General features: G+C 30.3%; 10 protein-coding genes and 1 other RNA gene. 1 reads left to right on the top strand and 10 read right to left on the bottom strand.

Features of this window, described 5'->3' with window-relative positions; all coding sequences use genetic code 11:
* Positions 1–8: 8 nt before the first annotated feature.
* The 10 genes from B5D15_RS05830 to B5D15_RS05785 all read right to left on the bottom strand — a co-directional run bounded on the left by B5D15_RS05830 (position 9) and on the right by B5D15_RS05785 (position 11,403).
* Entirely contained in the window at positions 9–1,883 is a 1,875-nt protein-coding gene (locus B5D15_RS05830; protein ID WP_078696187.1) for a flagellar assembly protein A, read from the bottom strand.
* Positions 1,884–2,049: 166 nt separating this feature from the next.
* A complete protein-coding gene (locus tag B5D15_RS05825) occupies positions 2,050–3,354 on the bottom strand; it encodes a phosphatase PAP2 family protein (RefSeq protein ID WP_078696186.1) in 1,305 nt (434 codons plus the stop codon).
* A gap of 114 nt (positions 3,355–3,468) precedes the next feature.
* Positions 3,469–3,837: RNase P RNA component class A (gene rnpB / locus B5D15_RS05820), an RNA gene on the bottom strand.
* Between the two features lie 149 nt (positions 3,838–3,986).
* Positions 3,987–4,688: a zinc ribbon domain-containing protein gene (locus B5D15_RS05815; protein WP_179122208.1), complete on the bottom strand. Its 702-nt coding sequence runs from the start codon at positions 4,686–4,688 to the stop codon at positions 3,987–3,989.
* A gap of 57 nt (positions 4,689–4,745) precedes the next feature.
* Positions 4,746–5,846: a Nif3-like dinuclear metal center hexameric protein gene (locus B5D15_RS05810; protein ID WP_078696184.1), complete on the bottom strand. Its 1,101-nt coding sequence runs from the start codon at positions 5,844–5,846 to the stop codon at positions 4,746–4,748.
* Positions 5,837–6,520, bottom strand: a complete 684-nt coding sequence (locus B5D15_RS05805) for a tRNA (adenine(22)-N(1))-methyltransferase (RefSeq protein WP_078696183.1) — start codon at positions 6,518–6,520, stop codon at positions 5,837–5,839. Before B5D15_RS05805 ends, B5D15_RS05810 begins: the two co-directional genes overlap by 10 nt.
* 18 nt (positions 6,521–6,538) lie before the next feature.
* Positions 6,539–7,276, bottom strand: coding sequence for an HAD family hydrolase (locus B5D15_RS05800; RefSeq protein WP_078696182.1), 738 nt, complete (start codon positions 7,274–7,276; stop codon positions 6,539–6,541).
* A gap of 63 nt (positions 7,277–7,339) precedes the next feature.
* The gene (gene rpoD, locus B5D15_RS05795) at positions 7,340–8,419 is read right to left on the bottom strand and encodes an RNA polymerase sigma factor RpoD (protein ID WP_143287212.1); all 1,080 of its coding nucleotides are present in this window, start codon (positions 8,417–8,419) and stop codon (positions 7,340–7,342) included.
* Between the two features lie 23 nt (positions 8,420–8,442).
* Positions 8,443–10,227 (bottom strand): DNA primase, encoded by a 1,785-nt coding sequence (dnaG, locus tag B5D15_RS05790; protein ID WP_078696180.1) that lies wholly within the window; start codon positions 10,225–10,227, stop codon positions 8,443–8,445.
* Positions 10,228–10,398: 171 nt separating this feature from the next.
* A complete protein-coding gene (locus B5D15_RS05785) occupies positions 10,399–11,403 on the bottom strand; it encodes a deoxyguanosinetriphosphate triphosphohydrolase (protein WP_078696179.1) in 1,005 nt (334 codons plus the stop codon).
* 292 nt (positions 11,404–11,695) lie between these two features.
* On the opposite strand from B5D15_RS05785, the gene B5D15_RS05780 reads away from it, so the two are divergent.
* Entirely contained in the window at positions 11,696–12,769 is a 1,074-nt protein-coding gene (locus B5D15_RS05780; RefSeq protein WP_078696178.1) for a CotS family spore coat protein, read from the top strand.
* Positions 12,770–12,790: the final 21 nt, after the last annotated feature.

Raw genomic sequence — 12,790 nt, 5'->3', positions numbered from 1 at the left:
TATCACCTCTATAATTTAAATTTTTCCACTATTATTTCGCCCTTTTGCACATAGGCTTTAAGGCTTTTACAGGGATACTCGATTCTATAATAGGAATCTCCAAAGGTAAGTATAGTGTTCTGATAAGCTACATTAGCCTCTATTATACCTTCCATAGAAGTTTTTAAAATAGTTCTAATACTCGCCTGTGAGCCTACTTCTCCTGCCTTAATATGGTTTTTGGCAAAAATATATCCTCCTCTTAAAACTCCTGAGTATCCGCTGAACATTACTTCGTTTAGAGCATAAATATTTGTGTTATAGCATCCTTTGCCCTTTATCTCTACATTGTTAGTGGCGTTTATTTCGCTGTTTTGGCAGTAATAGACTACAACATCAGCTATATTCACTTCATTTTGATAGGAGCTTATAAAGTTTTCTATAAAATCGATGAATTGTTTTAAAATTGAAAAGTTTGATATACTCTCGTTTTCAATTAATTTAAAAATGTTTATACATCTATCCCAAAAACTTGAAATTTCATCATCACAGTTATCCCTAATAAATCTATCCGCCTCTAAAACTTTATTTTTATCATCCTTTAATTGTGTATCAAGCAATATTTTAATAGCATGTACGGCTTGATTATTTAAATTAAATTTTCCGGTTTTTAGTATCTCTTCATACAATAAATTAATTCTCTTTAAAAAATCTTTAAAATATTTTATATGCTCAATCGCAGCATCATAATTGAGCTGCTTTTCTCCTGCCTTTATAACGCTTTTTATAATGCTTCCACCGATTTTAATGTTCCCTCCAGCAAAAACCTGAGAATCTTCTACATCCTTCATAATCATTATATCATTTTTAGATTTTACTTTCATTCCTGCTGTCACATTTCCCTTTATAACGATATTCCCTTTAAACTCCACATTCCCAGTTTTTATATCAACATCACCGTTTATCATATATACTGGGTTTACAGATATCCTTTCGTTTTCTAACTTTGGCATACCTTTAATAAGTGAAACTGCTCTGCTTCCGTTGTCTAATACTTCACATCCCGGTCCTTTTAGTATCTTTTCTATCTTTCTTTTCCTTGGTATAATCACATTTCCATAAACATCATATCCTATTTTACCATCTTTTCCTTCCTTTCTTACTGCAAGAACCTGTCCTTCCTCTACACATTCTATTTCCCCTATATTGTAAAAATCTACCTTGCCATCCTTTTCTACGGGGGCTTTTTTATCCTCTGTAATGAAATAATAATCTATTCTATCATCAACCGGCTCAGCAGGCATAAGCCCTTTTGCAATGAGGACTTCTCCTCCGTCAATAACATCATTGATGCTCTGCCACTGTACGCCGTATTTTATTTTCTTCTCATTAAGTATTTCTTCTATTTCTTCCTTAGTAAATTTTTGTGGATATTCTTCAATGTATTTTTCAGCTTCTATTAAGATTTCATTTCCCGGCTCTTTATCCTTTAATTTATATACAATTTTAGGTTCATAGTATACTTTAATAAAGGCCTGCATTTTATCTTCTGAAACTTTTATTTCTATATCTTTTCTACCTTCTTTATTTTCTAATTCTATATCTATTTTATCCTCTTCATTTACATAGGTTTTTTCTGTAATATGCCTACCGTTTATTTTAATTTTTACTCCTTCTCCTGATGTAATGCTTGGAGGAAGCTCCTTAGGGATAAATACTATTTTACCATCTGAAATACCTATTTTCCCTCTTTCCTTAAATCTTTTTATTTCAATGGTAACCTGTTTTTTGAAAAGACTGTTTTTTTCTTCAATAATTTCATAAACCAATTCCTCTTTATCTCTGTTAGTATCTTTAGAAGCATTTTCCACAGCCTCTTCAAGATTCTTTCCAGAATACCTCATATTACCCCCCCTATTTTTATATTATAACAGAAATATAAATTTTTCTATATATATGTATATTTCGGTCGAAATCAAAAAAAATTTAGCTTTAGCATAACATTTTTAAGGATAAAAATAAAAACCTGCAAGATTTATCTTGTCAGGTATTAAAAATATTTAAATTTAATTATTTTTTATATTTAAACTCACCTTTATACATAAGCATTCTATGAATCGCTATGCTGCTTGATGCCCAAAGCATTCCTGAAATCCACCCGGCAACAACATCACTCGGATAATGTACTCCTAAATATATTCTGCTGATTCCAACAGCAAAAGATATTATTATTAAAACAATTGAATAAAGATAGAATTTTTCTTTTTTTAATTTAATTATATAAAGTATATATATAAGGATAATGCTCCAGCATAAAAATATCATTGCATGTCCACTTGGGAAGCTGTATCCTCTAACCTTTATAATATTTAATCCTGTTGGCCTTGTTCTTTTAAATATAATCTTTAGCAATTCATTAAAAATCCAAACACCTGTTGTGTTTATTGCAAAATATAAGGATAATTTTTTTCTATTTTTATAAGCAAGTATTATCATTACTGCTATAGTTAATATAAACATGCAATTAAAATTTCCTATTGATGTTATTGCTATAAAGAATTTATTTAATATCTGGTTTCTGTTTCTTAAAACCATGTCCATTATTTTAATATCAAATGCCCAGCTTCCTCTTTCAAAGTAATCATCTGATAGCTCTAAAAAAGAAAAAAGCATAATAAATGAAATTGATATTGAGGTGTATAATATAAAAGCTGCCTCGTCATATTTTTTATATCTTTTATGAAGCCTGCTTACAGCATCCATTATTCTTTTAATTCTTTTTACAATAACCATATATAAAGGGTTTTTGCCCTTGCTAACTTTTCTCACGATATAGTAAATCAAAGCTATAAAAAGGGTTAAGGATATGGTTATTATTTCAAAATAATTAGTTAAATAAAATTTAGCAGTATCGCCGAAAAAGAAAATTATTAAACCTTCAAGAAAAAATCTGGCACCTCTTCCAATAAGAGAAGATACTGTAAATATTGAAAGTCTTACTCCAAAGGCACCTGCTGATATTGTAAATATTTTATAAGGTATAGGAGTAAAACCTGCTATTCCAACTGCCCATCCCCCATATTTATTAAAATAATTTTCAACCTTTTCTATTTTATCTTCTTTAAAGAGCTTTTTAAGTAAAGGTTTACCGAATTTCCTTCCAAGAAAATGTCCAAAAATCCCCCCAAGAGTTGATGATAAAGTAGTTAACAGGGCATACAATATAGCAAGGCTTCTATTCATAAAAGCCATTGGAAGCAAAAGAACATCAGGAGGTATAGGGAAAAAGGATGATTCAGCAAAGGATAAAGATATAAGCCCTATAATTCCATAGGATTGAACTAATTCAACAAAGCGGTTTAAAAATCCGTTCAATAAAATCACCTCCTAATAATTATATCAAATTAATTTAAAAATTGCATTTGCATTGGAAATATGTTTACAAAAAAGCAAAAAACACTACGAATAAACGTAGTGTATAATGCAAAATAATTGAGTAAGTCTATAAGCCGAGTTCTGTATTTGACGGTCATCTATCTAGGCTGCCTGTTACCAGACAGCTCAAGCAACCTTACCCGAAAGCACGCCGGGCCAGCGTAAAATGCTTTCCTATTTGGTCTTGCTCCAGGTGGGGTTTACAGAGCCACACTGTCGCCAGTGTGCTGGTGAGCTCTTACCTCACCTTTCCACCCTTACCAGGCAGCAAAGCTGCGCTCATCAGACAAAGCTGATTCTGGCGGTATATCTCTGTTGCACTTTCCTTAGAGTCGCCTCCACCGGGGGTTACCCGGCACCCTGCCCTATGGAGCTCGGACTTTCCTCTCCCGCATACGCGGCAGCGACCATCTGGCTTACTCAATATTAAGTTTTTATTTTATTCATAGTTTGCGAATTATCCTAACTTAAAGAAGTTGTCGGCTTCTGTCGCTGAACAGTTAAATGATATAACATTTTTAATAAAAAGTAAATATATAATTACTATATTTTTTAGCATATAATACCTTAAACTAATCTATAACATATAATATTACTCCGCAATGAGGACATTTTGTAATCTTTCTTTTATTCCTTGCTTCACTTATTATAACAGTAGGAACGTCTATTCCGCAACCAGAACATATTTCATCTTTTAAAGCACGCATTCCATATCCTTTAACATTTTTTATCTTTTCATATTCTTCAACTATCAAATCGTCAATCTCTTTCATAAGCAATTCTCTTTTTTCATTTAATTCCTTCACTCTTATATTTATTTCATTTGTAGCCTTAATATATTCTTCTCTGAGAAAATTGTAGCTGTCTTTTAGTTCCTTTGCCTTATTTAGAATATTTTCTTTATCCTTTTTAATTTTATCTAATCTTTCCAAAATGTTATAAACTTCTTCTTCCTTTTTGCATACTTCATATTTCTTTTGTTCCAATGATTTCTGCCATACATCTATCGTTTTAAGATTGCTCGTAGAATAAAGTTTGTTTTCAATTATTTTAATATCAGAGTTTATACTTTCAATATCCTTTGTTATATCATTAATTGAATCTTCTATTTCCTTTATATCCCTGCTTATTTCATCATATTCCTTTTTATATTTCTCATAATCCTCCCTATATTTTCTAATTTTTATTGCCATATCTTTGATATTTTTATTTTTTTCAAGGGATTTAATTTCATCATCAATTTTTGAAATCTCAAATAGTAAATCAATATCCATGCTTATCACCCTCCATAATATTTTTATAAAAAAAGGCATAAAAATCTATAACGATTTTTACGCCCTATAAAACGGATTAGTATTGATTTTTGACATTATACAATCAACTTCAAAGGAAGATTTAATATAATTTAAAATATATGGGAAAGCAGCAGCTTCTGTAAAATAATGTCCTCCATCAATTATATTAAGACCTTCACAATATGCTTCCATCGCTTCATGATGTTTTACATCGCCAGTCAAAAGAACATCGCACTTTTTTTTGATTGCATCTTTATAAAACTGAAATCCTGCTCCTCCAACAACAGCTATTTTTTTAATCTTCTTATTCTTATCTCCAGAAACATTTAAATAGGGTATGTTCAGTCTTTCTTTTACATAACTGCAAAAATCAATAAATCCCATTTCTACATCAATCTCTCCAGCTATGCCTGACCCCTGATATAATTTGTTTTCAAGCTTATAAATATCATAGGCAACTTCCTCATAGGGATGTGCCTTAATCATATTTTCTACAGCCTTTTTAATATCATTTTTTCTAACTATAGTTTCGATTTTAACCTCATCAACATATTCCATTTTATTTATCTGTCCTATATATGGTGAAGTCCCCTCAAGAGGCATAAAAGTTCCAATACCATTTGTATTAAAAGAACAGCTGCTGTAATTTCCTATATGCCCGCAGTCTGCGCTAAATAAAGCTTCTCTTACTTCTTTTTCATGAGATTTAGGAACATATACTGCTATTTTATAAAGTTCTTGGGCTTTATTTGCTGAAAGAAATTCTACATTCTTAAGAGAAAGCATACTGCCTATTGCGAAATTCATTCCATCTATAGAATTATCAAAATTCGTATGCAAAGCGTACAAATTAATATCGTTCTTAATTAAAATTTCAATTATTCTTGAAATATAATTGTCATCAGTAATTCTTTTTATAGGCTTAAATATAAGAGGATGATGGGATATTATCATATCTGCCCCGTTTTCTTTCGCTTCTTTAGCAACTTCAAGGTTAACCTCAAGACATACCAATATTTTATTTATAACTTTTTCAAATTTTCCAATAAGCAGCCCACAATTGTCATAGTCCTCCGCAAACTCTAATGGATACTTTTCTTCTATTTTATTTATTAAATCTTTACAAATTACAGGCATTTTATCACATCCTCAAATTCCTTTATAAGATTTTTAACTTCAATATATCTGCTGTTTTGATTTTCTATAGATAACTCTTTAAGTATTTTATTAAACTCTTCAATTTTAAAATCTATATAATCCTTTAAGAGGGGGTGCCTCTTTTCTATAAGTTTTAATCCTATATAATAATCTGCTTCTCTTTCATAGGTATTCATTATGCCTTCTGATGCTCTAATTATATGATAATACTTATTGTCCTCCTTAACAAGTTCTTCGTCATAGATTTTAAATCCTGATGATAAAAGATATTTTCTTAAAACTTCAGGATATTTTGCCGGCTGAAATATAATATGCTCAGCACTTTTAGCAATTTCAATTCCCTCGTCAATCAATGAACTTATAGTATATCCTCCCATGCCTGCAATTACTATTACATCGGCCTCACCTTTTTTTAAAACCTTAAGTCCTGAGCCTTTCCTTAATTCGATTTTTTCTTGAAGTCCATAATATTCTATGTTCTTTTTTGCTGTTTTTAAAGGGCCTTCTTTTATATCTGAAGCTATGGCCCTTTCACATATGTCATTTAAAACTGTATAAATCGGTATAAAACCATGATCTGTTCCGATATCTGATAGACAATTGCATTTTGGAATCATATTTACAATACTACTCAGTCTACTTGACAGTTTCATATATTCCTCCTGAAAACATTACTTTGCAGCTGCATTATCATTATTAATTATTGGAAGATTTCTAATAAAACTATTCAAATCTTTATAATCACCAATATAATCAGCATCTGTTTTGATGTTGTTTTTATTTATCATATAATCAGTAACTAAAAAGGTTTTAATTCCTAATTTGCCTGCGACTATATCTTCTTCAACATCATTGCCTATCATCATACATTCATGGGGATTTTTATCTATTATTTTCAGTATCTCCTCATAGTATTTTATATTGGGTTTGCAAAAATGCATTCTTTCAAAACTTGTTATTAATATAAAATCCTTATCATCAAGACCAGCCCAGTTTACTCTCTGCAGCAGTGCACTTTCTGGAAACACAGGATTAGTTGCAACAACTAATGTATATCCCTTTTCTTTTAATATTTTTATTGAATCAGTTACATACTCAGAGGGAGTAAAGATAGCTGAAAGTGTTTTATACTCGTTTTCATAAAAATCATCAAATATATTTTGTAAATTATCTTTATCTTTTTGGGATAGTTTTGTAAACTTATCCATGAACACTTCTTTATTTGTCTTTTGACAATCAGTATTAATTATCATTTCCATAGTGGATTCCCATAGATATTTTATTGTCTCTTCGGGTTTTAATATATCCTTTAGCTTATATACTACTTTTTTAAAATATTCTTTTTCAAAATCTTCCCATTTATATGGAAGAAGCGTTCCATCAAGATCAAACAATATAGTGTTTATCATATTAATGCCTCCCTTTAAAACAGCAATATTTAAGGCTTACATAATGTAAGCCTTAAATTAAATTTAATCGAGATAATCCTTAAGTTTTTTGCTTCTGCTTGGATGTCTCAGCTTTCTTAAAGCTTTAGCCTCTATCTGCCTTATTCTTTCCCTTGTTACTTTAAATTCCTTTCCTACCTCTTCAAGGGTTCTTGCACGGCCGTCGTCAAGTCCAAAGCGAAGTCTTAAAACCTTCTCTTCCCTCGGAGTTAACGTATCAAGAACATCCATAAGCTGTTCTTTGAGCATAGTATAAGCCGCCGCTTCAGCCGGGGCCGGTGCATCTTCATCCGGAATAAAATCTCCAAGATGGCTGTCTTCTTCCTCACCAATCGGAGTTTCAAGGGATACAGGTTCCTGAGCAATTTTCATTATCTCCCTGACCTTTTCAACTTCCATATTCATTTCCTTTGCAATCTCTTCAGCAGAAGGCTCTCTTCCTAATTCCTGAAGGAGATTTCTTGAAACTCTTATAAGCTTATTTATTGTTTCAACCATATGAACCGGTATTCTTATAGTTCTTGCCTGATCTGCAATAGCCCTTGTTATTGCCTGTCTTATCCACCAAGTTGCATAGGTTGAAAACTTGAATCCCTTGCTGAAATCAAACTTTTCAACTGCCTTTAAAAGCCCGAGGTTTCCTTCTTGAATTAAATCTAAAAACAGCATCCCTCTTCCTACATAGCGCTTTGCTATGCTTACAACGAGCCTTAAATTTGCCTCTGCAAGTTTTTTCTTTGCTTCCTGATCTCCCTGCTCTATTCTTTTTGCAAGCTCAATTTCTTCTTCTGCTGAAAGCAGAGGAACTTTACCTATCTCCTTTAGATACATCCTTACAGGATCATCTATGCTTATACCCTCAGGCAGAGTTAAATCGAGATCTTCTTCGAGAATCTGTTCAGGGTTAAAATCCTCTTCATCATTAATTACTTCAATATTCATAGACTCGAGAATTTCATATACTTTTTCAATCTGCTCAGGAGATATATCTACATCCTCTAAAGCATCCATGATTTCCTTATATGTCAATATTCCTGCCTTTCTTCCCTTGTCAATTAACTGTTTTACGATATTCATCTTCGCATTGTTGGCTTCTTTTTTCAATCGTACAACCTCCCTCAAAAGGATTACAATAGATTTAGCTGTTTTCTAAGTTTAATTAATTCTTGAAATAAAGCAGCAGATTTTTCTATATCATTAGCTTCCTCATATTTTTTTATATCAGCATTCAAATCATTTATCATGCTTTCAAGCTTATGCCTACGTATAGTTTTTATTAAATCTTCTGATAGCTTAAATAAGTCTTCATTAAATTCATACTCTATAAAAATAGAAGATATGTTACTGATATCATCATTGTTTTCAAATTTTAAAAGCAGTTCATTAGCATCGATTTTTTCTTCATTGCTGCATTTTTCAAATATATATTCAGCAGATATCTTATATTCATCAGTTATAAATTCTTCAGGTTTTATTCTTTTACTGATAAATCTAAATAGCTCTGAATCCTTAAGGCATAAATTTAAAATAAGCCTTTCTGCTTTTTTATATGCCGGCTCAACATTATAAATATTACCATTTACAATATTATCTCTCCTATTATTCTTGTTATTCTCATTATTAGATTTTTTATTCTTTAATTTTTTAATCTGCTCAAGTATGCTTTGTACTGCAATGCCTGTTTCATCAAAAACCTTTGCTGCAAAAAGCTGAACATCTATTGGATTATCGACTTCACTTAAAATGTTGGCTACTTCATTTATAAATAGGCTCTTTTGTTTAATATCCTTTAAATCTTTTCCATTTTTAGCCTTTTGTATTCTATATTCGAGCACTGGAAGAGCATTTTTCATAAGATTTTTGAATTCTTCAACGCCATAATTTTTAATAAATTCATCAGGATCCTTTCCCTTTGGAATTTCAATAATTTTGACCTCACATCCAGCAGATTCTAAAATCGAAAGTCCCCTTAAAGTTGCAGCCTGTCCTGCAGTATCTGCATCATAACAAATGAAAATATCTTTAGAATATCTCTTTAATAATTTTGCCTGCTCTAATGTTAATGAAGTCCCCAGTGAAGCTACAGCATTATTTACCCCATACTGATGAAGGGAAATGCAGTCCATATAACCTTCTACAATAATAATATTTTCTATTGAAGGCTGCTTAGCTGCAAGATTTAAACCGTATAAATTCGTTCCCTTTTTAAATACCGGAGTCTCCGGTGAGTTGAGATACTTAGGTTTTGAATCATCAAGAACTCTTCCTCCAAAACCTATGATTCTCCCTTTTATATCAATTACAGGGAACATTATTCTATTTCTAAATCTGTCATAATATCCTTTCTGTCCTTTTATTATTAAGCCTGCTTTTAATAGTATTTCTTCACTAAATCCTTTATTTCTTAGATTATTATATATGAAATTATAACTTTCAATGCTATATCCAAGACCAAATTTTAAAATTATAGTATCATCAACATTCCTTTTCTTTAAATATTCATAAGCTCTTTTGCTTTTTTTTAAATTGCTAAAATAAAGTCTCGCTGCTTCAATATTAGCCTTAAATATCTCATCCTTAACTTTATTTTCTTCATCAGTTTTTCTATCATTATCTGAAAACTCAATTGTAACATTTGCCCTATCCGCAAGATACGCAATTGCATCTATATATTCTATGTTTTTAATTCTCATTATAAATCCAATTACATTTCCTGAAGCTCCACAGCCAAAGCAATGAAAAAGCTGCTTATCCTGAGAAACGCTAAGAGAAGGTCCTTTATCATTATGAAAAGGGCAAACCCCCATGTAATTTCGTCCGCTTTTCCTTAAAGGAACAAATTCCGACACTACATCGACTATATCGCTTCTTTCTACTATTTTTTCGATTATATTCTGTGGAATTCGTCCCATAGCATCACCCTAAACTTATTATTATTTTCTACATAATATTTAAAAATCCTTCTTAATTATAATCATTTTGCAGTTTATATTTTTGAACTTTGTATTAATAAAAGTTTAAAAATTATTATTTTATTCTCACAAAAATATTAATATTCGACATAAACATTCAAATTCCTTTTTTTAAAATATTTTTCCATAAGGAATAGGTACAAATAGATTTATATATTCTGAAAGGGCATATCTATCTGTCATACCTGCAATATAATCACATACTACTCTTTCTTCTCCCCATTGTTTTATTCTTTCATAAAACTCAACAGGCATTTTATCTGTTTTATGTCTATAATAATTAAATAGTTCCTCAACACAATGCATAGCCTTTTCTTCTTCTTTTTTAGCACTTGAACCTATATAAACGTTTTTAAACATATAATCTTTAAGCTCCCAAGTTGCTTCTCCTATTTCACCAGTTAATTTAATTTCGCCATATTTAAAAGCATAATCTATAACACAGGTAATCATTGAGTTAATTCTTTGAGAATGGGTATATCCTAAAACTTTAATGCATTCTTTAGGCAAATCATTTAAAGTTATAACTCTGCCTCTTATAGCATCATCAATATCATGATTTATATATGCAATTTTATCTGCAAGTTTAACTATTTTCCCTTCATTTGTTTTTGCTTCAAGATTTCCTGAGTGGCATAGTATCCCGTCTCTAACTTCATATGTAAGATTTAGTCCGCTGCCGCCTTCGAGATAGTCAACAACTCTAAGGCTTTGTTCATTATGTTTAAATCCGCAGGATGTTATATCGTTTAATACTTTTTCTCCTGTATGTCCAAAGGGAGTATGACCAAGATCATGTCCTAGGGCAATTGCCTCTGTTAAATCCTCGTTTAATCTAATAGCTCTCGACATGGTTCTTGCAATTTGTGATACTTCAAGAGTATGGGTAAGACGTGTCCTATAATGATCTCCTTCAGGAGCAATAAATACTTGTGTTTTATGTTTCAGCCTTCTAAAAGCCTTTGAATGAATTATTCTATCTCTATCCCTTTGAAAATCCGTTCTGATATTGCACTTTTCTTCATTTCTTTGTCTTCCTGAAGAATTCTTGCTTAAAAAGCCTAAGGGAGATAATATTTTTTCTTCAATCTTTTCATACTCTTCTCTTATATTCAAGGTAATCACCACTCTTTATCAGTACATACATATTTATTATATACAACAAAAAAGTCAATATCCCTTCTTTTTATAAAATAAAAAATTTTTCTGATTTTTTTTAATAAAGCATTATTACCTTTAAAATTCATAGCATTTATCATTTTTTCATAATTTATAATATTTTATACAATATTTTTATAATTTTATATAATTCCTTATCCTATAAAATAATTTTATGGAAAACAGGTTTTAATGTATACTATTTTATTTTTTTTCATATAATTTTATAGCATATATTTGGGGTGATTTAATGGAATTATTAGGAACTGCAGATAATATTCTATTTCCCATCGATGAGCTAAAATCGCAGGTTCTATCGCACTATAACTTTGAAATATTAGATATTGAAAATATCAAATTTAAAGATACAGAAAAGCAAAGAGCAGTATATAAAGTTACAACTAACAAAGGTATAAAATGCTTAAAGAAAGTATATTATAAGGAAGATGATTTGTTATTTTTATACTCTGTTATTGAATGGTTAAATTTAAGAGGTATACACTGTCCTAAATTTATTTCAACAAAAAAAGGCTTTAAATTTGTAAATTATCACGATAATCTCTTTATTTTAACAGATTGGATTGATGGAAGAAAATGCGATTATGACAATATCGATGATGTTAAAGCTATTGCTGAAAACCTCGGAAAGATACATAAGTCTTCTAAAAATTTTTACCCAATTGATGGCAGTAAAATAAGGCAGTCAGATAAAGACTATCTTTATAGTTATAATAAACATTTTCTTCAGCTTCTTGATATATCAAACAGCGCCTTTAGGATTAAGGATAAATTTTCTAAGATATATCTTGATAATTTCGACTACAATATAGAAAAAGCAAAGGAAAGTATATATATATTATCTCAGATAGATTTCTCCAAAAAAATAGGAGATGATGTAAGCAATTGTGCGATATGCCATTTGGATTATGTAAATAAGAATATAATTTTTTCAAAGGATGGAAAACTTCATGTAATCGACTTTGATAGAACTATGCTTGATATGCCTGTACATGACATAAGCGTATTTTTAAGGAGAATATTAAAAAGAGAAAAAACTTCTTGGGATTTTGAAACTTTTATAAATGCTATGGAAAGCTATGAAAAAATAAGAAAGTTAAGTTATGATGAATATATGCTTTTATACGCTATACTTATGTTTCCTCAAAAATTTTGGAAGATATCGAGGGATTATTATAAAAATATAAAAGAATGCAATAAAGAATCTTTTATCACTATATTAAGAAAAGTAACTAATCAGCAAAAGGATCACGAAAATTTCTGTATAGAATTAAAAAAATATATTTTCAAAAAATTTAAGGAGTAGCTGTGCTACTCCTTAAATTTT

Source organism: Caloramator quimbayensis (assembly GCF_900167605.1).
Classification (GTDB): Bacteria; Bacillota; Clostridia; order Clostridiales; family Caloramatoraceae; genus Caloramator_B; species Caloramator_B quimbayensis.
Note: the sequence above shows the minus strand (reverse complement) of the source record. Positions and strands in the feature narration are given on the sequence as shown.